This is a genomic window from Aeromonas hydrophila subsp. hydrophila ATCC 7966, from assembly GCF_000014805.1.
Classification (GTDB): domain Bacteria; phylum Pseudomonadota; class Gammaproteobacteria; order Enterobacterales; family Aeromonadaceae; genus Aeromonas; species Aeromonas hydrophila.
In genome coordinates this window covers 3,204,329-3,224,589 of sequence record NC_008570.1, presented here as the reverse complement: position 1 = coordinate 3,224,589, position 20,261 = coordinate 3,204,329, and the positions used below count along the sequence as shown (strand labels likewise).

The window sequence follows — 20,261 nt, the reverse complement described above, 5'->3', positions numbered from 1 at the left end:
GGCAATATGTCCATCAAGAGGCGCCCAGGCGCCTTTTTTTGTGCGCCTTTTCTGTCATCTCCATCCGGTGAACCCCATGGCCTCACCTTGCCCCAAGCCCGCCCCTGACGGGGATGCCGCAGCTTTTTTGCGTTATTTCGTCGTTAAGGGTCGAGCCGCCGTCGCTTTCCCGTTAAAATTCCGCTTTTGCACCTGCCCGTGAGTCTCGATGTCTGCGTCCACTCTCTCTTCAGATTGTTATGCCCTGCTCGGTGAGCTGCAGTTGCAGCGCACCGCCAGTACCCGCTATTTGCAAGAACAGCTGCCGCTTGGGCAGGCCCTGCTCGACAAGTTGAGTCAGTTGCAACTGCTGGGGCTGGTGCGGCTGCGTGGGGAACAACAGTGGAGTCTGACGGCAGAAGGGACCCTGGCGTTGATCCTGGCGGTGCGTCGCGGCGATTGTCCCATGCCTAACTGGGCGCGGGTGCCGTCGGTGACCGGCCAGGAGATGGTGCAGGCGCTGGTGCGTGAGCTCTGTCTGGGGGAGGCCGGGCAAGTGCCCGCTTACTATCTGGCGGCCGATCTGCTGAGCCTGCTCGATCTGCCCGATGCCCATCGGTTGCTGGCAGGCTCGAGTCCCCAGTGGCAACGGCTGCTGCTGCAGCACTTCGCCCTGCAGACCTTGCTGGATGCCGAGCCCCATGAGCAGTGGCCGCTGGCCCAGGCGGCCGGCGAGTGTGCCGCCGAGCTGGCCAAGCTCAGCGACGGCTTTGCTGCCGAGTGGCAGTGGCTCTGTGGCGAGCTGAGCGGGAAAGCAAACACTCACTGGCCCGCCCTGCAACAACTGGCGGAGCAGGGGGGAGAGCAGCCCCTGGCCGAGTGCCTGCTGGCAGCCCTTGGGGCTTGGCAGGCGCAGGAGGGGCAAGAGGATCGGCAGGGTAAGTGGCCACTGACCTTCAGTGCCTTGCTCTGGCTAGGCTGGTTGCAGCAGGCCGATCCCGTGCTCGCCAGCGAGCAGCGCAAGAAGTGGCAGCGCAGCCTGGCCAACCAGTTTCCGCTGCTGGCAGATCTGCTGGGGCAGTGGGCGGGTGATCGCCACGGTCAGGCGGTCGGGCTGTTCGATACCCTGCAATTGCCGCCGGAAGAGCTGCACTGGGGCTACCTCTGGCTCGATCTCTGCGCCCTTGCCCGGCACGGGGAGCAGAGCCCCCAGGTGGCCATCCTGCACAAATGGGATCTCTCCCACGTACTGGATGCCACGCCCCGCCACCGATTGATGGCCTTCTGTCAGGATCTGCTGCGGCTGTTGCTGGGGCAGGGGGCGCAGCAGCCGCCGCTGCAGCAACTGCGCGCCGCCAGCGGCGAACAGGAGGCCGACGAGCAGGACGGGGAGGACAAGACGCCGGCCTCCGCCAGCTGGCTCAACTGGCTGCAGGGGCTGGGGCGCGCCAGCGGCGTGCGCAAGCCGCAGGAGCGGCTGGTCTGGCTGCTGCATGCGGAAGGGCCCGAGCTCGAGTGCAAGATCCAGAAACAGAGCACCAAGGGGGAGTGGACTGCCGGTCGCCGGGTCGATCCCACCCTGCTCTCCACCCAGTACGCCAATCTGCTCGACGAGGAGGACTGGGCGCTGGTCCGCACGCTGCCGCGCACGCTGGGGCGATTGCCGCGCGAGGTGTGGGCCCCGCTTGCCAACCATTCCCGCCTGTTCAATGCCAGAGGGCAGAAGCTGCAGCTGGCCATCACGGCGCCCTTGCTGCAGATAGTGGCCACCGAGCAGGGCATGAGTGCCGTGCTGAGCCCGGCTGCCGCGGCGCGAGGGGCTCATATACTGCCGCTGGCGCAGGACCTGTGGCAGCTCATCCTCACCCCGCAGCCGCTGCTCGACCGGCTGCCTGCGCTAGAGGCCATTCCGCTGCTGCCGGCCGAGGGGCTGGCGGAGCTGCAGCATACCCTGGACGCCATTGCGGGGCTGCCCTGGCACAGTCAGGTGGCGGGCCTGCACGGCAATGCCGAGCTGGCTCCCTGGCCCGGCGTGGCCTCGGTTCAGCTTGACTGGCAGGATGGCCAGCTGGCGGTCCGGCTGGTGACCCGGTTCGACGACTTGCCGCCGCAGCCCCTTGGCAAGGGCGAGGCCATCGTGCGTCAGGGGATCAAGGATTATCACTACTGGCAGCGGGACTTGGCGGCCGAGAAAGGCGAGGCCCAGCGGCTGCGCAACCAGTTGCCCATCGAGTTGCCCGGCAGCGAGTGGCGACTTGAAGGAGAGCAGGCACTGGCGCTGGTCAACGCCCTGCCGGAGCTGGTGGATGCCGGCGTGGTCATTCACTGGCATCAGGACAGCGCACGTCTGAAGAGCCTCGATGAAGCCGCCCTGAGCCTGCGGATCGAGCGGCGCCAGGATTGGTTCCAGGTGGAAGGGGCGCTCTCGCTTGATGAGCACCAGATCCTCGACTTGCGCCTCATCCTGCGCCAGCTGACCCCGGGCCAACGCACCGTTCAGCTGGACGAGAAGACCAGCCTGATGTTGAGCGACAAGCTGGTGGAGCGGCTCACCATGCTGGGCGCCATGCTCGACGAAGAGCAGCGCATCAATCACAAGCTGGCCTACCCGCTGACCCGCCTGCTCTCCGTCATCACCACCGAGGGAGATGCCGCCTGGCACTCCCTGCAACAGGAGTGGCAGCAGGAGGTGGAGTGCCCGGCCGCGCTGATGGGGCCGCTGCGGGATTATCAGAAGGAGGGGGTACGCTGGCTGGCGACCCTGGCCCACCACGGCTTTGGCGCCTGTCTGGCCGACGACATGGGCCTTGGCAAGACGCTGCAGGCGCTCATCGTGCTGCGCATGCGCCAGCATCTGGGTCCGGCGCTGGTGGTGGTACCCAAGTCAGTGGTCACCAACTGGCAGGAGGAGGTCGCGCGCTTTGCTCCCGAGCTGGAGGTGGTGGTGTTCGACAACCCGTCCGAGCGGGAAGGGATGATCCGCGAAGCCAAGGCGGGCCAGATCATCCTGCTCAACTACGGCATGCTCGGCAGTCTGGCGGAGGCGCTCAAGGCCCGCCGCTGGTCTTCCATGGTGCTGGATGAGGCGCAGCAGATCAAAAATGCCGGTACCCAGCGGGCCAAGCTGCTGTTCCAGCTGGACGGCGATTTTCGGCTCGCCCTCTCCGGCACGCCCATCGAGAACCACCTGGGGGAGCTGTGGAGCCTGTTCACCTTCATCAACCCCGGCCTGCTCGGCAGCCTCGGCGAGTTCAAGCGCCGCTTCGGCAAGGCGGTGAAGGATCCCCAGCACATGGCGCTGCTGCGGGCGGTGATCAGCCCCTTCATCCTGCGCCGGCTCAAGCAGCAGGTGCTGACCGAACTGCCGGACAAGACCGAGATCATTCATCACATCAGCCTCTCCCCCGAAGAGCGTCAGCTCTACGAGGCAACCCGGCGCGAAGTGGTGCAGCAGGTACAAAGTGCCGACGGCCGCGCCCTGATGCACGTGCTGAGCGGGCTGACCCGGTTGCGCCGGCTCTGCTGCTCGCCCCAGCTGGTGATGCCCGAGTGGTCCCAGGCCAGCAGCAAGCTGGACGAGGCGATGGCGCTGCTGGAGGAGGCCATCGGCAATGGTCATCGGGTGCTGGTGTTCAGCCAGTTCGTCGATCTGCTGAGCCTGTTGCGAGCCCGCATCGAGCAGCAGCAGTGGGACTACTGCTATCTGGATGGCGGCTGCTCGGCCAAGTCACGGCAGGAGTCCATCCTGCGTTTTCGCCACGAGGCGGTGCCGTTGTTCCTCATCAGCCTCAAGGCGGGGGGCACGGGTCTCAACCTCACCCAGGCCGATACCGTGCTGCACCTCGATCCCTGGTGGAACCCGGCGGTGGAAGATCAGGCGAGTGATCGGGCCCACCGCATGGGGCAGACCCAGCCGGTGACCGTCTATCGCCTGGTGTGCGAGCAGACGGTGGAGGAGAAGATCGTCGCCCTGCACGATGAGAAGCGGGCGCTGGCCGACGGCCTGCTGAGCGGCCAGTCGGAGGTGCGCGGGCTGGATGTGGAGAGCCTGCGTGCCCTGCTGATGAGCTGACCGCGATCAGCTGACTCGGGCTACAGACAAGGGGAGCATCCAATGATGCTCCCCTTGTTATTTGGCTCGTGCCGCTGGGCGCGCGTGACGCCTGGATGGGGTCGCACTGCCGCTCGGGCCGGTTATCCCTGATAGAGGTAGAGATGCAGCCGCTCTATGATGGGCTCGCCGCCAATTTTGCGATCCCGCCGGGCCTGGCGCAGCTTGGGCGGGTAGTGGCCAAGGTGGGTGACGGCGGGCTGGGTGTCCGAGCAGAGCAGCAGGGGCAGGCTCGCCTTGAGCTGCTGCTTGCGAGGCTCCCGGTCCTGCCAGAGCAGGTTGATCATCGGGTGGGTCTTGACCGGCCGGCGGATCCTGAGCTCTGCATCCGCAGGCAGGCGGCGGATGTCGTATACCTCCTGATCCACCATCTTGCTCCACTCCTCATTGTTCGACAGCGCCGGGATATAGCGACGGCTGCGCTCCAGCATCTCCAGCACCTGTTCCCGGCTGAGCCGGCTGATGCTCTGCTTGTCAGCCCAGGTGAAGCCGAGCGAATGCAGCTCTCCCTGAAGCCAAGTCAGCTTGCGATAGACCTGCAGGGTGATGACTCCTGGCAGCGCCCTGTGTACCAGCTCGAACTTCTCATCCCGTCCGCCCGCCTGCTGCACCAGTGCCTTGAAGGCGAGCTTGTATCCGTTGACTTCGTCGATCAGCGGTCGCAGCAGGGGCGCACAGGCGGCAGGAAAGCGCAGCCAGCCCGGCAGGCGGTGGGTGGCCTTGGTGGAGCAGCCGGCGCGGGCGCTGTGATCCCGATAGGCGCTGAGGGTCGCGGTCAGTGCGGCCTCCTCGCCCAGATAGCCCACCTCGATCTGCTCGATGGGCTCATGCTCCTGCCCTTGCGGTACGGCGGGCAGGGGATAGACGTGGGCCTCCAGCAACTCAAGCTGTTCCAACTGCGCGGCCAGGCTGTCCAGCGCCTGTTCAAGCCGCTCCATCTGCTGGCGCAAGGCGGCTGTGGGGGTAAATGTCTCCATCGGCATGTCCTGTGTTTGCCTCTGTCAGTCCTGGTGAACGGGCTGAACGTAGGGCAGTGAAAGCACTGTATAAATAACCATATCAGCCTGCGACATGAGTGCCAAGTGTCTGCGTTCCAGGGGGTTGGAGAGGGACAAAAGATCGGAGTCATTTGAAGGTGATAGTTTTGTATATGACTGTTAATAAAGGATTAATAAAAGATCACTTGGTTAACAACTGAATGTAAAAGTCAGGTTGCCCGTCTTGCTTGTGCCCACAGTGAATGCATAGCCAGTAGAGGAAACTGCATAGTTAGAAGGGATCCATGCAGGAGAATATGCTGCAGGGTATCCCGCACGGACGGAAATATGATTAAGTTGTTATTAATCAATGCGTTATATTTATGCCTATGACGACATCAACCATTAGTTTTAATAATGTCTGTTATCAAAATTCGTCAATTGAGTCGGCTACCCCCCTTGACTAAGCTTTGCGCAACAAATTCGCACCCCGCGCAGACATCGTTAAAGAGGAGCCACATCATGGCCAACATGACTTATACCGAAGCCGGTTACCAGCATTCCAGCCAACTGAATCTGGCTGCTCGCGTCAAAATGACCGTACTGACCTGGCTGGAACGCAGCCGCAGCCGTCGCCAGCTCTCCGAGCTGCCCGAGTACCTGCTCAAAGACATCGGTCTGAACGAAGCCGATCGTTATCAAGAGACCACCAAGCCGTTCTGGCGTGGTTGATCTGCCGGGCAAGGATGCCTCGTTTTACTGCTGACTCACTGTTGCCAGCCAGCGCCGCCATGGCGTGACATACAGCCCCGTTTGCCTGGGCCCGTTCTCTTCGTTGTACCCGTTTCCCTCTCTCACGGCCTGTTGCCGACCCCTTTTGTTCCCTCGTGATGTTCCTCCCTCCCACACTTGTAACATTACTGTTTGAATTTGTTTAAAAATTGATTTTAAGCCCGAGGGCCTTGCGTATAATCCGGCCAAGCGTTCCTGACAAAAGGGTGAGATGGATGATTCCCCAGCATGACTTTTTGGCCCTGACTCGCCGCCACGAGTGGCAGCTTGAGCCGTTCTCATTTGATCTGCCGGATGGTGCTCGCGCGAGTGTGTGGGATACCGGGGTGCTCTGCCTGGAGCCTGCCAGCGGCGCCGGCGATCTGCCGGGCGGGCGCAAGGATATCGTGCTCTCCTGCGGCATCCACGGCAACGAGACGGCCCCCATCGAGATCTGCAACCAGCTGCTGAGCCGCCTGCTCAGTGGCGAGCTTAGGGCCCGTCACCGGGTGCTGTTCCTGTTCGGCAACCCGGCGGCCATGAACCTGGGCGTGCGCGAAGTGGAGGAGAACATGAACCGGCTCTTTTCCGGCGCCCACAGCAAGGGGGAGGGGCTGTGCAACCAGGAGCGGATCCGCGCCATGCGCCTCGAGCAGTATGTGAGCCGCTTCTTCGCCGATCCGGCCAGACCGCGCTACCACTACGACCTGCACACCGCCATTCGCGGTTCGCGTCACGAGAAGTTTGCCGTCTATCCCTTCCCCCACGAGCGGCCCCATTGCAAGGAGCAGGTGCAGTTTCTCGGTGCCTGCGGCGTGCGCACCATTCTGCTCTCCAGCGGCCCCACCACCACCTTCAGCTATTACAGCTCCCACCGCCACGGTGCTCACGCCTTCACGGTGGAGCTGGGCAAGGTGCGCCCGTTTGGCGAGAACGACATGACCCGTTTCATCGAAACCCGGCAGGCGCTGCAGGATCTGGTGACCCGGGACGAGGTGGTGCTGGAGCCCTGGCGGGCGGATGACTTCACCATCTTTGCCATCGACCGGGTGATCAACAAGCGCTCGGAGCAGTTTCGTTTCCTGTTTGCCAGCGATGTGGACAATTTCACCGAATTTCCCCAGGGTTTCGTGCTGGCCGAGGATGGCGAGCTGCGCTACACGGTAGAGAAACCGCGGGAGGCAGTGGTGTTCCCCAACGCCAACGTGGCCATCGGCCAGCGTACCGTGCTGCTGGTGGTGCCGACCCGGCTGTGGGAGTAACCCGGCGCCACTTCTTATGGCAATGGCAGGCTGCCACCGGTATTGCAGGGCGTGCAGCCCTTTTCGGGAGCCTTGAGCGATCCCGTCCTCATCCTGACAGGGAGCCCGATGCGGCTCCCTGTTTCGTTTTCTCTCAGCCGAAAAGTCCAGCTTCTTTCTGAAATTAAAGAAGTTTCTACTGGTCTTACCTGGCTAAATCTCATTGCCCTTTGGTTAACAATCTATTTACATTCAAAGGGTCACCTCATGGTGGTGACGTTGACAACGGCAAGGAGCCAGTTATGACCCATGTCGACATCCCTTTCCTTCGTTACCTCGATGAGGAAGGGCGCCCGGTCGCCACACTACCGACCTGGCTGGACAAGGCGATACTGCACACTTTCTACCGCAACATGGTGATGGTGCGCAGCTATGACAAGAAAGCGATCGCGCTGCAGCGAACCGGCAAACTTGGTACGTTTCCCTCCCACCTGGGCGCCGAGGCGGTCGGGATAGGGGTCGGGCTCGCCATGCAGCCGCAGGATGTCTATGTGCCCTACTACCGGGACATGCCCACCCTCTATGTACGGGGCGTGCCCATGGAGAAAAACCTGCAGTACTGGGGCGGGGACGAGCGTGGCAGCGTCTTTTACAAGGCGGATGGCGAACTCTCCGAGGATCTGCCCATCTGCGTGCCCATCGCCACCCAGATCACCCATGCTGCCGGCATCGCTGCGGCCTTCAAACTGCGCAATCAGCCCAGGGTCGCCGTGGTGACCATAGGCGATGGCGGCACCTCCAAGGGGGATTTCCTGGAGGGGCTCAACTGTGCCGGCGTCTGGCACCTGCCCATGGTGATGATCATCAACAACAACCAGTGGGCCATCTCGGTACCGCGCAAGCTGCAGTCGAGCGCCCCCACATTGGCCCAGAAAGGGATAGGGGCCGGCGTGCGCAGCATTCAGGTGGACGGCAACGACGTGGTCGCCGTCTATGAGGCCACCCGCAGCGCCGTCGAGCGCGCCCGCAGCGGCAAGGGACCGACCCTGATCGAGGCGGTCAGCTATCGGCTGGGGGATCACACCACGGCCGATGATGCGACCCGTTATCGGGAAGCGGCCGAGGTGGAAGCCGCCTGGGCCAAGGAGCCGGTCAAGCGGCTGCGCCAGTTCATGTTTGAACAGGGCTGGTGGGATGAGCAGCAGGAGCAGGCATTGCTGGCCGAGGCGGCCCGCGAGGTCGAGCGCGCCGTGGCCGTGTATGAAAACACGGCGGTGCAGGCCCCTGAAACCCTGCTCGACTACCAGTTTGCCGAGTTGCCGAAGGATTACCGCACGCAGCGCCAGCGCATCATCGCCAAGGGCATGCAGCAGCACAGCGGGGAGGAAGCATGAGTGATATGACGTTGCTCGAGGCCGTCAATCTGGCGTTGCATCACGAGATGGAGCGGGACCCGGACGTGGTGGTGCTCGGCGAGGATGTGGGGGTCAACGGCGGGGTGTTTCGCGCCACCGTGGGCCTGCGCGACAAGTTCGGCTTCAAGCGGGTGATCGATACCCCGCTGGCCGAGGGGCTGATCGCCGGGGTGGCGGTCGGGATGGCCACCCAGGGGCTCAAGCCCGTGGCTGAATTCCAGTTCCAGGGCTTCATCTTCCCGGGCATGGAGCAGATCATCTGCCAGGCGGCGCGGATGCGCAATCGCACCCGGGGCCGCATCACCTGCCCCATCGTCTACCGCTCCCCCTATGGCGCCGGCATTCACTCCCCCGAACACCACAGCGAGAGCGTGGAAGCCCTGTTCGCCCATATTCCCGGGCTGCGGGTGGTGATCCCCTCCAGTCCGAAACGGGCCTATGGCCTGCTGTTGTCGGCCATTCGCGACCCGGATCCCGTGATGTTCTTCGAGCCAGACCGCATCTATCGCTCGATGAAATCCGATGTGGTGGATGACGGCATCGGTCTGCCGCTGGATGTCTGCTTTACCCTGCGTCCCGGCCGCGACATCACGGTCGTCGCCTGGGGAGCCTGCATCCAGGAGGTGATGAGGGCAGCGAACCTGCTGGCGGAGCAGGACATTCAATGCGAAGTGCTGGATCTCGCCACCATCAAGCCGCTGGACATGGAGAGCATTCTGGCGTCGGTTCGCAAGACCGGTCGCCTGTTGGTGGTGCACGAAGCGTGCGGCAGCTTCGGGGTCGGCGCCGAGATCGTGGCGCGGGTCACCGAGGAGGCGCTGACCTCTCTCAAGGCACCGCCCAGACGGCTCACCGGGGTGGACGCCGCCGTCCCCTATTACCGCAACGAAGAGTATTACCTCATCACCGAGCAGGACATTGCCGATGCGGCTCATCAGCTGATGGAGAACCAGTGGCTATGAAATTTTTCAAATTACCGGATCTGGGTGAAGGCTTGGCCGAAGCCGAGATCGTCGAATGGAAGGTCAGCGCCGGCGATACCGTGAGCGTTGATCAGGTGTTGTTGTCAGTAGAGACGGCCAAGGCGCTGGTGGATGTACCTTCGCCGGTGGCGGGGGTCATCGCCAGGCTGTGTGGTGCAGAGGGGGACATCCTTCACATCGGTGCACCGCTGGTGGAGTTCGAAGGCGGTGAGGATGACGGCACCGTCGTCGGCAAGGTCAATGCCCATCAGCAGCATATCGAGGATCACTTCGTGGTGGGGGCCATCGCTCCCGGTGGTGCCCTGGTGCAGGCCATGCCGTCCGTGCGCCTGCTTGCCCAGAAACTGGGGCTGGATATCGAGCGGCTCAAGGGGAGCGGCAGTGCCGGCATGGTGACCGAGCAGGACGTGCAGCAGGCATTCGAGGCCCAGCAGAGCAGTGGCAACGAGTTCCTCAAGGGCTCGCGCCGGGCCATGGCCAAAGCGATGGAGCTGTCCCATAAAACGGTAGTGCCGGTCAGCATCACCGACGAGGTGGACTTGCGTCACTGGCGCCCCGATGAAGACGTCACGGTGCGCCTCATCAAGGCCATCGGCGTGGCTTGTCGGGCCGAACCCTCCATGAACGCCTGGTTTGACGGCGACACCTTGTCAAGGCGGCTGTTCAGAGAGGTCAACGTGGCCATTGCGGTGGATTCCAAGCATGGGCTCTATGTGCCGGTAATGGAAAACGTGGCCGAACGGGAAGGGGCCGATCTGCGCCAAGGGCTGGATCGCATGATTGCCGACGTGAAGGCGCGCGCGGTGCCGCGCGAGATGTTGCAGGGGGCGACCATCACCCTCACCAACTTCGGCGCCATCGCGGGGCGCTATGCCAGCCCGATCGTGACGCCGCCTCAGGTGGCCATCATAGGGGCGGGCAAATTGTTCGAGAAAGTCGTGTTCATTCATGGTGAGGCACGCCCGGTCAGAGCACTGCCGTTGTCGATGACATTCGACCACAGAGCCTGCACCGGCGGTGAGGCGGCACGCTTCCTCAAGGCCCTGGTACAGGCGCTGGAAGCCCCCGTATTGTGACATGTGTGCCCTGCCGTGGCAGGGCACAAATTGTTTGCGTAATCCCCAAAGCCACGTATAATCTAAACCAGCTTGAAAGGGCGATAGTTATGTCAATGAATATGATGTTTTACATCTTTTCCTGTTGTTCATAAGTTAATCCCGTTTTTTGAGCTTTATCCGCTGAAAAGCATAAGTAATTATTTTGAATACAGGTTTAAAGATATGTCTAACATGATCACCGGTACCGTTAAGTTTTTCAACGAAACCAAAGGTTTTGGCTTCATCCAGCAAGAAAACGGCCCGGACGTTTTCGTTCACTTCAGCGCTATCAGCGGTAACGGTTTCCGTACCCTGGCTGAAGGTCAGCGCGTACAGTTCTCTGTGACCCAAGGTCAGAAAGGCCCGCAGGCTGAGAACGTAACTGCTCTGTAATTCTTACAGAATTTAAGAAAGCCGTGGTACCTCTGGTTCCACGGCTTTTTGTTTATGGACGCTTCACTTTCATCTGCAGAGAGTGAACGGTGCTACTTTTCCGACTCTCTCGTTGCCTCCACTATGCTGCCATCTCTTCTGCTTGCCGCCACGCTGATCACTTCTGCCGATGTGCAGAGACAGGATACTGTCGAGGCCGAGGCAAAAGCCGTATGCCAGCAGTTTGTCGAGGTACGCGTGGGCGGCGGCTCCCTGCCCGAGGAGATCAAGGCTCAACCATTGCCAAAACGGGTGGGGGAGTGGATGGTCGATGGCAAAGTAAAAGGACCCGAAGGTCCTTTGCTGTTTGCCTGTCTGCTACGTCAGGGGAAACGCTGGGAGCTACTCAACTTTTCGCTGTGGGCTCCCAAAGCGATCAAAGCGGTTTGAGTGCGACCAGCAGGTGCTGCAGGTGCTCGACCATGGTCATGCCGAATGGCGTCAGATAGCCACCATCTTCCGCGCTGATGAGCCCCTGTTGATGCAGACGTGACGCTGCCTGGCAGAGTTCGTCGGACATGTCGCTGCGCAACTTGATCCCCAGGCTCATGTTGGCCGGATCAAAACATGCCAGTATTTTCAAATCGTTTACAAACTCGTTAGAAACCTGGTCGATCCCGATCATGAATGCACTCCTTACGCTAAAGATGTATGCAAACTAGCATTCCCGGATCCACTTTAGTGGGCGCTGGCTCAAACTATTGGGCTTTCTCCTTGCCATGCGTGCTCAAACGCTGCTTTTTTGGTCGTCCTGCCAGTGCTTGCAGGAGGCGTAGTTGAGTCCGCCCCTGCCATGCCAAACATGATAGGATAGGAGCCTCCTTTGTCTTTCTGGCCGAACGCTGCGTATCGGCCTCCGGTTCAAGGCGTATTCCATGGTCAAGATCACACTGGTATCACTGCTGCACACACTGGGGACGCGTTTCCCCGTCTATTCCGCCTCCCTGTTGTTGCCCCTGCTCGAGCAGCATCAGGGCGATGTCTGGCTGCCGGCCTGTAAGGGAGCGGATGTCGCCGCCCTGCGTCAGCATGGCAAGGGGGCTGCCGCCCAGACCCTGGCCCCGCTGACGGCGGCCTGGTGTGATTTTGCCACTGGTGAAGAGGGTGCGACGCCTGAGCTGGATGCATTGGCCAATTACGACAGCGAGATGATGGACAATTTGCTGATGTACTGGCACAGCCCGGCCAAGATCAACAGCCCTATCACCGATAACCTGTTCGAGTTGCGCCGCGAGGTGGTGGATGAGGCCCATGGCGGCAAGCTGGCCGCCGCCTGGCAAGCGCAACAACAGGCCCGTTTCGAGCAGGTTATGGCCGCTGCCCTGGCCGGACGGGAGCAGCTCTGCTTCGTCGAAGTGGAGTCCGCCTACTGGCTGCGCCAGCGTTTCAGCGAGATGGCGGAGATCACCCTGCTGACCCCCGAGCTGGGATGAGATCGCGAAAAATCGGTGACCGATCTCTCATACTGGACAAGGCGCCGGCAAGATGTGAACATGGCGCCCTTTATTGCACAAGAGACTTGACCGATGAGCTATGAACTGAGCGACACCGAGCGCAATGCAGCGCTGCAACTGAACGCGGACTACCGCTTTGATCACTTCATCAGCAAGCTGGTCGAGCACGAAGAGCTGTTCGTTCTGACCGACGAGCACGGCGTCATGATGCTGACCACCGACGATGAAGACTGCATCCCGGTATGGCCGCACCCGGAATACGCCAAGGCGTGGGCCGAAGGGGAGTGGGCCGACTGCAAGCCGCAGTCCATCACCCTCAAGGTGTGGCTGGATCGCTGGATCGACGGCATGGAGCAGGACGAACTGTGCGTCGCCGTGTTCCCGACTCCGGATCAGGAAGGCATCGTGCTGGAGCCGGCCGACGTGGCCGACGCCATCGCCCAGAAGCAGGCCAAGCGCGGCTAATCGCCCCCAGCTTGACGCCAGCAACTCAGGTTCCAAAAAACGGTTGCAAAAAAAGACCCCGCCAGTGTGCGGGGTCTTTTTCTATCTGCCGCTGGCTCAGGGCTGCTTGAAGCGGGTATCGACCTGAGTAACGGGAGGGAAGCTCTGGCCGCTCTTGATGGCCTCCAGCGTTTCATTTTTTACCTGTTCGTCGATCCAGAACAGACCGCCATAGCTGTAACCACTGTTGCCGCCGTCCAGCGGCCAGTAGAGCACCTCGCTCTTGGGCGTCGCCGGCAGTTTGGGCAGTTTTATCCAGCGCCAGGCCCCTTCCCGGGTGTAGGGCACCTGGTAGGCGGGCACGAAGCTGGCCAGCTCATAGAGCCGTTGCTGGATCTGGCGCGACAGAGCCGCCTTTTTGGCGAAGTCGAACTCCTTGTCGTACTGCTCCACCAGGGCCGTGATGGCGTCGTCATCGATGTTCATGATGTTGTTGGTCTGCGGCTTGTTGGCATTGATCTTGTGGAAGAACTCCCAATAGGCGGGATAACGGCTGCCTGACCAGGCCATCCAGGCGCTCTGGTGTTTTTTCTCCAGCATCGACTTGAAGCCGGCCGAGGCGTCCATCAGGTTGAGCTCGAGGTTGAGCCCCGCCTTCTTGGCCTCTTCGCGCAGCAGGGTGAGGCGCTGGGCGTGCTCCGCCGTGGTGTAGGTGATGGCCAGGGTCAGCGGCTGGCCCTGGCTGTTTTGCAGGGTGCCGTCGGGGCCGGGTTTGGTGAAACCGGCCTTGGCGAAGTACTGGCGCGCCAGCTCGGGATCAAACGGGCGGGCCTTGAGATCCGTGTTGGTGAACTCCCCCTGGCCGGAGCCATAGCTGTTGAGGCGCTGGTAATCCCCCCGCAGCAGGGTGGTGAGCATCTTGTCGAGATTGAGGGCGTGCTGGATGCCGAGCCGCACATTGAGATCGCGCAGCAGCGGATCGGCGGTATTGAGATAGAGCCCCGTTGGGGGTTGAGGGGTCTGGTTGTAGAACCAGAGTCGCTCGATATAGCCCTTGGCGAACTCCGGCGTTTTGCTCTTGTCGTGCCACCAGTTGGGCATCACCAGCGGGAAGGTATCGAGCTCGCCGCGCAGGAAGTGCTGCCAGGCGATGTTCTGATCCCTGAGCACCTTGAGCTCGATCCTGTCCGGGTTGAAACGGTGCTGGAAGTAGCGCTCGTCATTGCCCCACCAATCCTTGACCCGCTCGAAGGTGACCGATTTGCCCTTCTTCACCTCGCCAAGCTGATAGGGGCCGGTCACCGGCAGCAGCTTCCAGTTGTATGCCTTGACCCAGTCGGCGCTGATCTTGATGACGTGACTGGGGGCCGGGCTGAAGGGCAGGGATTCCAGCAGATCCTGGCGACTCTTGGCCGTGCCGCTGGAGATGGCCAGGGTGTGGTCATCAAACTTGGTCACCTCGCTTATCTGGGTGCTGTAGTAGTTGTTGTACCAGGGGTCATTGATCTCCTTGCTGCGCAGCAGCTTGAGGGTGAACAGCCAGTCATCGGCGGTGACCGGTTGGCCGTCCGACCAGCGCGCCTTGGGATTGATGCGCAGATAGAGGGTCTTGTGGTCAGGTCCGAAGGCCCATTCGTTGGCCAGCATCGGCATGGGATTGCCGGTGACGGGATGGGTGCTCAAGAGCGGCAGGTTGGTCTCCCGCATATAGCCGGCGAAGCCGCCGTTGGAGTCCGGGCCGTACACCCGCAGGGTCAGCGGAAAACTGGTCATGAAGCCGCGAAAGGTGCCGCCCCGCTTGGCGGCCGGATCCGCGAAAGCGGGATCCGCGTTGTTGCTCTCCCACGTCAGACCGGCCGGCAGGGTGGCGCTCCAGCCGTAGTGGCTCAGGCAGAGGGTCAGGGCAATGGCGCTGGTGCGCAGAAGGCGCGGGATGATGCGGGGGCTGGCGGTGAAGGTCGATGGCATGTCCTTGCTCTCCTGATGGCTGCGTCCTGCAGGCCACTCGCTGGTGGCTCCAGCCCCGATGGGGGCTGGCTCATCATGGAAAGTTTCCCCGCCCTGGTCAATGGCGGCGGGCAAATAAGAGTCAGGCTGCAGTCTGCGGCTTGAACCAGCGCAGCCGGCCGCCCAGCAGATGCACCACGAATCCCAGCAGCACCAGGGCCGAGCCCAGCCACTGCAAGGGGGTGGGGTGCTCGTCCAGCAGCAGGGCCGCGGCCACCATGCCGACGCAGGGCACCAGCAGGGAGAGGGGGGCCACCTGCGCCACCGGGTAGCGCATCAGCAGCCGTCCCCACAGGCCGTAGCCAAGCCAGGTGGCGACAAAGGAGAGATAGAGCACGCACAGGAACCCCTGCCAGCTGATGTTGAGCAGGCTGCTGGCCATCAGCTCGGGCCCCTCGAACAACCAGGAGAGGGCGAGGAAGGGAAGGATGGGCACCAGTCCGCCCCAGGCGATAAGGCTGGGCAGCGTGGTCTGGTAGCGCAGCCCGATCTGGCGATTGATGACGTTGCCAAGGCCCCAGCAGGCGGCCGCGCAGAGGGTCAGCACGAAGCCGAGCAGGGTCAGGTTGCCTTCGCCATGGGTGGCGATGAGATAGAGACCGGCCCCCGCCAGCGGCAGGGCCACCCAGTGGTGGGGTTGCCAGCGCTCACCCAGCCAGATCATGGCGAACAGCAGGGTGAACACCACCTGGGATTGCAGCACCAGCGAGGCCATGCCCGCCGGCATGCCGAACTTCATGGCGCAGAACAGAAAGGAGAACTGGCCGAGACTGATGGCTCCGCCATAGGCCAGCAACCAGCGCCACGGCATGGCGGGTCTGGGGACCAGCAAGATGGCGGGAAAGACCACCCCGACGAAGCGCAGCGCCCCCAGCAGCAGCGGGGGAATCCCCTCCAGCCCCCACTTGATGGCGACAAAGTTGAGCCCCCAGCAGAGGATGACCAGAGCGGCCAGAAATTTGTCCTTGGTGTGCATGCGGCGTCCTTCGGTCTGTGGCCTCTGGCAGGAGAGGCCAAAAGAGGACGAGCATACCCCAGCCTCGGTGGGCGCCGTCAAGCCGCCAGGCGGGGGAGCAACCGGGCAACGGGGGGCAAGGTGCGATTCAGGCGGCGACGCAGTGCACTGTGATGCCGCGTGCGGCCAGGGTGGCCCGCATGGGGGCGGGCAGGGCATCGTCGGTGACCAGCACGCCGATCTGGCCCGGCGTACCGAGCGGGCTCGGGTGGATGGCGCCGAACTTGCTGCTGTCGGTGATGACCACATTGGTCACCCCCTTGGCCAGCACGCTGTTGACCACGTCGGCCCGCATCATGTCGCGGCCGGTGAAACCCATCTCGGGATGAAAACCGTCTACCCCGATGAAGGCCTTGGAGAAGTGCACCTGCTCGATGCACAGCCGGGTCAGCGGCCCCACCACGCTCTCGCTCTGATGCTGGAACAGGCCGCCGAGCAGCACTACCTGGGCCTGGGTGTCGCGCAGCAGGTGGGCGATGTAGCTGCTGATGGTGATGATGGTGACCCGCTTGTGCAGGGCCAGATGACGGGCCAGCAGGGCGTTGGCGCTGCCCCCTTCGATAAAGACCGTCTCGCCATCCTCTACCAGCTGGGCGGCTCGCTCGGCGAGGCGCTCCTTGAGCAGGTAGTTGATGTTCATCCGGGCGTCGGGATCGTCGCTCTCCAGCGCCATGGCCGAGCCGTGCACCCGCTTGAGCAGCCCCTGCTTTTCGAGCGCGGTCAGGTCGTTGCGCACCGTCACCTCCGAGACCCCGGTACGTTGGGAGAGCTCGCTCACGCTCATCTTGCGGGCCTGATGGACCAGGGTGAGGATCAGTTGGTGGCGTGGGTTCATGGGGCCTCGCTGGCTGGCAGTGGATAGCGGCAAGCCACCGCGCGGGTGGCTTGCCGGTCATAAAGGGGCACAGCTGCCCCTGGTGGGGCCCGTCAGAGACTGTGCTCGGTGCGGGCGATGATATCATCTTGCGCATCGGGGGATAAGGCGGTGAAGAAGGCCGAATAGCCCGCCACCCGCACCACCAGATCCCGATACTGGTCGGGATGGGCCTTGGCCGCCAGCAGGGTTTCCCGCGAGACGATGTTGTACTGCACGTGCCACCCCTTGTGCACCTCGAAGAAGGTGCGCAGCAGGCTCATCAGCTTGGTCTTGTCCCGCTCGTTTTCAAGGCTGGCCGGGCTCAGTTTCTGGTTGAGCAGCACGCCGCCGAGGATGGCCGCCGTGGGCAGCTTGCCGAGCGAATTGAACACCGCCGTGGGGCCGAGGCGATCCGAGCCCGATGCTGGGCTGGCCCCTTCCGCCAGCGGGGTGCGGGCGTGGCGGCCATCCGGGGTAGCCATGGTGGCCGCCCCAAACGGCACGTTGGCCGAGATGGAGGAGGTGCCCGCATAGTAGGTGCCACCGATGGGGCCACGGCCGAAGCGGGTGTTGTGCAGCCCCTTGAGCTCGTCGATGTAGCTCTGGTAGGCCTGCACCAGCAGCAGGTCGACCTCGTCCAGATCGTTGCCATATTTGGGGGCTGCGTGGGTGAGGCGCTGGCGCAGCTGTTCGCCCTCGAGCCCGGCAAAATCCTGCTCGAGCGCTTCGGCCAGCTCGCGCTGATCCACCACGCCCTGCTCGAACACCAGTTTCTTCAGCGCCGCCAGGCTGTTGCCCAGGTTGGCGATCCCCACCTGCAATCCGGAGACCCAGTCATAGACGGCGCCCCCCTGCTTGATGGTCTTGCCGCGCTCGATGCAGTCATCCACCAGGGCGCTGCAGAGGATGTCGTGGGCCTGGGCCTCCAGCACGCTGTCGACCACGCAGTCAATCTCGATGGATTTGCGGGTGAAGTAGCGCACCTGCTCGTCCCAGCGGGCCATCACCTCGTCGAAGTGGCCGAACGTGCCTTGCCGCAGTGACTGGGGCTGGGGCAGGAAGACCTTGCCGGTGGTGGCATCGCGGCCGCCATCGAGTGCCGCCAGCAGAATGCGGGCGAAGTTGATGAAGCTCATGCCGGTGCAGCGATAGCCCCACTTGCCGGGTACTGCAGTCTCGATGCAGCCGATGGCGGCGTAGTGGTGGGCATCCTCCTCGCTCACCCCGAGCTTGATGAACTCGGGGATCACCACCTCGTCGTTGTTGAAGGCGGGCATGCCGAAGCCGCAGCGGATCACCTGGATGCAGGCGTCGAGGAAATCCTCGCTCATGCCGGCGTGGTAGCGCACCGAGAGGTTGGGCTGGGTGGAGCGCAGCTGGCCGCAGGACTCCAGAATCGCGTAGGAGAGGCCGTTGACCGCGTCATGGGCTTTGCCATCCCGCCAGTTCTGGCCGCCGATGGTGACGTTTTGATAGAGCGGGCTGCCGGCGGAGGCTTTGGAGTGGGTGCCGGAGCGGATCTTGTTCACCTCCAGCAACTTGAGCCAGCACCCTTGCAGCAGCTCGATGGCGCGTGTGCGCGGCAGGGATTCCGACAGCTCTACTTCGCGGCGATACCAGGGGTAGAGGTACTGGTCCATCCGGCCAAACGACACCGAGTGGCCGTTGGACTCGATCTGCAGGATGAGCTGGATGAAGTAGCAGAGCTGCAGCGCCTGCCAGAAGGTCTCGGGGGGCCGGTGGGCGATGTGAGCGCAGTTGAGGGCGATGGTCTCAAGCTCGCAGCGGCGCTCGGGGCGCGGCTCCTGCTGTGCCAGTTCGCGAGCCAGTGCGGCGTAACGCTCGATGTGCTGGCTGACGGCATCGAAGGTGATGGCGACGGCCTGCAGGAACTGCTCGCGCTGCAGATCGGCCCAGTCCGCCAGATCGAGCCGGCCGCACCGCTCGGCCACCTTGGCCTTGAGGCCGTCGAGACCGAGGGCAAGCAGCTGCTCGTAGTTGACCGCGAGGTGCGCATCCCCCGAGGTCATGTTGCCCTCGGCCTTGATGATGCCGCTCTCCAGCAGCCCCTTCTGCTCGTCGGTAAAGAGGCCGTAGCAGCGATCCTGCACCGTCTGGCCGTTCCAGAAGGGGGTGAGGGCGTGGATGGCCAGCTTGTCCGCCTCGCTCACCGCAAAGCCGGCGCCGGGGCGGTCGGCCAGCTCGTCGATCTCCTTCTCGATCCAGCCCACCGTGTATTCGGGAAAGAGCGGCGCCGCCCGCACCTGACTGGCCTGGTTGCCGACGATGAGCTCGTCGTGCTTGATCCAGATGGTGCGCTCCTTGAGGTGGAGGGCCAGCGCCAGGGCGCGGCGCACCGGCAGCGGCCGGGCCAGATGGGCCTGATAGGCTTGCGTGTAGTGACGGGCACGCTCGGTGCAGACCGGCGGCTGGACGATGTGGATCAGGCTCTCCTTGTGGGCACGGATCCGCGGGGGCAGGGTAGTGAGGTCGAGCTGGGTCATGGTCTTATCCTCTGGTCATTGGGCTGTGAGTGGCTGATGTCATGGGGTGTTGCTAGCCCCGGGTGAGCGGGGTCAGCCCCTGCGCACGGGCACACTCATGGGCAAAGGCGAGTAGTGCCGGGTCATCGAGTGGCTGCAGGGGGGCCTGATAGGGTTGGTCGAGCAGGGCGTACTTGCCCGCGCCCAGGGTGTGGTAGGGGAGAAAGTGGATCTCCTGCACAGTGCCGAGGCGGGCGGCAGCTTGGGTGATGGCCTCGATGGAGGCGCGGTCGGCATTGAAACCGGGGATGAGCGGCACCCGGATCTGCATGGCCACGCCGCGCTCGGCCAGACGCTTGAGGTTGGCCAGGGGCAGGGCGACCTTGCCGCGGGTCCAGTCGAAGAAGCGTTCCTCATCCACATGCTTGAGATCCGCCAGCAGCAGGTCGAGATGGGGGAGGCTAGGTTCAATCTGGTGCCAGGGCACGTGCAGACAACTTTCCACCGCGGTATGCAGCCCCTCGGCCTTGCAGCGGGCCAGCAGGTTGGCGGCAAATTCGGGCTGCATGAAGGGCTCGCCGCCGGAGAGGGTAACCCCGCCGCCGCTGCGCTCGAAGAAGGGGCGATCCCGCAGGATGGTGGCCATCAGGGTGTCCAGACTCTCCTCCCGGCCGCACACCTGCAGCGCTTCGCTGGGGCAGAGGCCGCGCAGCCGTTCCACATCTTGATTGCGCAGGGCTGAGCGGGTGAGCTGGACACCCTGGCTGTCACGCAAGATTGCCGGGCAGGCGTCGCTGCAGAGCCGGCATCCCTCGATGCATTGGCGCCGGTCGAGTAGTATGTCCGGCTTGGGAGAGCGGCTTTCCGGGTTTTGACACCAGCGACAGGCCAGCGAGCACCCCTTGAGAAACACCAGGGTGCGAATGCCGGGGCCATCGTGAGTTGAATAGCGTTGCAGGTCGAAAATCATACCGCCTCCTTTTGTTTTTGCATTCT

General features: G+C 63.0%; 17 protein-coding genes. 10 read left to right on the top strand and 7 right to left on the bottom strand.

Translation table 11 applies throughout. From position 1 onward, the window contains the following. Window positions 1-208: 208 nt before the first annotated feature. Entirely contained in the window at window positions 209-4,051 is a 3,843-nt protein-coding gene (locus AHA_RS14510; protein WP_011706672.1) for a DEAD/DEAH box helicase, read from the top strand. Window positions 4,052-4,173: 122 nt separating this feature from the next. On the opposite strand, the gene AHA_RS14505 is transcribed toward AHA_RS14510, so the two are convergent. Then, complete coding sequence (locus AHA_RS14505) at window positions 4,174-5,067, bottom strand: DNA replication terminus site-binding protein (RefSeq protein WP_011706671.1); 894 nt, start codon at window positions 5,065-5,067, stop codon at window positions 4,174-4,176. A gap of 522 nt (window positions 5,068-5,589) precedes the next feature. Between AHA_RS14505 and AHA_RS14500 the strand changes: the two genes are divergently transcribed. The 7 genes from AHA_RS14500 to AHA_RS14470 all read left to right on the top strand — a co-directional run bounded on the left by AHA_RS14500 (window position 5,590) and on the right by AHA_RS14470 (window position 11,396). Next, a complete protein-coding gene (locus AHA_RS14500; protein ID WP_011706670.1) occupies window positions 5,590-5,799 on the top strand; it encodes a DUF1127 domain-containing protein in 210 nt (69 codons plus the stop codon). A gap of 275 nt (window positions 5,800-6,074) precedes the next feature. Continuing rightward, entirely contained in the window at window positions 6,075-7,100 is a 1,026-nt protein-coding gene (gene astE, locus AHA_RS14495; protein ID WP_011706669.1) for a succinylglutamate desuccinylase, read from the top strand. A 281-nt stretch (window positions 7,101-7,381) separates the two neighbouring features. Beyond that, on the top strand, window positions 7,382-8,473 hold the full coding sequence (gene pdhA, locus AHA_RS14490) for a pyruvate dehydrogenase (acetyl-transferring) E1 component subunit alpha (protein ID WP_011706668.1): 1,092 nt from the start codon (window positions 7,382-7,384) through the stop codon (window positions 8,471-8,473). Further along, on the top strand, window positions 8,470-9,456 hold the full coding sequence (locus tag AHA_RS14485; RefSeq protein ID WP_011706667.1) for an alpha-ketoacid dehydrogenase subunit beta: 987 nt from the start codon (window positions 8,470-8,472) through the stop codon (window positions 9,454-9,456). The genes pdhA and AHA_RS14485 overlap by 4 nt, the downstream gene beginning before the upstream one ends. Beyond that, on the top strand, window positions 9,453-10,553 hold the full coding sequence (locus tag AHA_RS14480) for a dihydrolipoamide acetyltransferase family protein (RefSeq protein ID WP_011706666.1): 1,101 nt from the start codon (window positions 9,453-9,455) through the stop codon (window positions 10,551-10,553). The genes AHA_RS14485 and AHA_RS14480 overlap by 4 nt, the downstream gene beginning before the upstream one ends. Window positions 10,554-10,757: 204 nt before the next feature. After that, the gene (locus AHA_RS14475; protein ID WP_005331438.1) at window positions 10,758-10,967 is read left to right on the top strand and encodes a cold-shock protein; all 210 of its coding nucleotides are present in this window, start codon (window positions 10,758-10,760) and stop codon (window positions 10,965-10,967) included. 123 nt (window positions 10,968-11,090) lie between these two features. After that, on the top strand, window positions 11,091-11,396 hold the full coding sequence (locus AHA_RS14470) for a hypothetical protein (RefSeq protein ID WP_164927803.1): 306 nt from the start codon (window positions 11,091-11,093) through the stop codon (window positions 11,394-11,396). Here AHA_RS14470 and AHA_RS14465 read toward each other — a convergent pair. Next, window positions 11,383-11,631 (bottom strand): TIGR02647 family protein, encoded by a 249-nt coding sequence (locus tag AHA_RS14465; protein WP_011706664.1) that lies wholly within the window; start codon window positions 11,629-11,631, stop codon window positions 11,383-11,385. The two genes, AHA_RS14470 and AHA_RS14465, sit on opposite strands and share 14 nt — an antisense overlap. A gap of 250 nt (window positions 11,632-11,881) precedes the next feature. Between AHA_RS14465 and AHA_RS14460 the strand changes: the two genes are divergently transcribed. Both AHA_RS14460 and AHA_RS14455 read left to right on the top strand, forming a co-directional pair. Continuing rightward, window positions 11,882-12,439 carry a hypothetical protein gene (locus AHA_RS14460; protein ID WP_011706663.1) on the top strand — a complete coding sequence of 186 codons (558 nt, stop codon included), beginning with the start codon at window positions 11,882-11,884 and terminating at the stop codon, window positions 12,437-12,439. A 93-nt stretch (window positions 12,440-12,532) separates the two neighbouring features. Then, on the top strand, window positions 12,533-12,925 hold the full coding sequence (locus AHA_RS14455; RefSeq protein ID WP_011706662.1) for a DUF2750 domain-containing protein: 393 nt from the start codon (window positions 12,533-12,535) through the stop codon (window positions 12,923-12,925). A gap of 96 nt (window positions 12,926-13,021) precedes the next feature. On the opposite strand, the gene AHA_RS14450 is transcribed toward AHA_RS14455, so the two are convergent. The 5 genes from AHA_RS14450 to AHA_RS14430 form a co-directional block, all read right to left on the bottom strand. Further along, the gene (locus AHA_RS14450; protein WP_011706661.1) at window positions 13,022-14,872 is read right to left on the bottom strand and encodes an extracellular solute-binding protein; all 1,851 of its coding nucleotides are present in this window, start codon (window positions 14,870-14,872) and stop codon (window positions 13,022-13,024) included. A gap of 121 nt (window positions 14,873-14,993) precedes the next feature. Beyond that, window positions 14,994-15,887, bottom strand: coding sequence for an EamA family transporter (locus tag AHA_RS14445; RefSeq protein WP_164927695.1), 894 nt, complete (start codon window positions 15,885-15,887; stop codon window positions 14,994-14,996). A 127-nt stretch (window positions 15,888-16,014) separates the two neighbouring features. After that, window positions 16,015-16,761 carry a DeoR/GlpR family DNA-binding transcription regulator gene (locus tag AHA_RS14440; protein ID WP_011706659.1) on the bottom strand — a complete coding sequence of 249 codons (747 nt, stop codon included), beginning with the start codon at window positions 16,759-16,761 and terminating at the stop codon, window positions 16,015-16,017. Window positions 16,762-16,853: 92 nt separating this feature from the next. Then, on the bottom strand, window positions 16,854-19,286 hold the full coding sequence (locus tag AHA_RS14435) for a formate C-acetyltransferase/glycerol dehydratase family glycyl radical enzyme (protein WP_011706658.1): 2,433 nt from the start codon (window positions 19,284-19,286) through the stop codon (window positions 16,854-16,856). Between the two features lie 52 nt (window positions 19,287-19,338). After that, entirely contained in the window at window positions 19,339-20,235 is an 897-nt protein-coding gene (locus AHA_RS14430) for a glycyl-radical enzyme activating protein (protein WP_011706657.1), read from the bottom strand. Window positions 20,236-20,261: the final 26 nt, after the last annotated feature.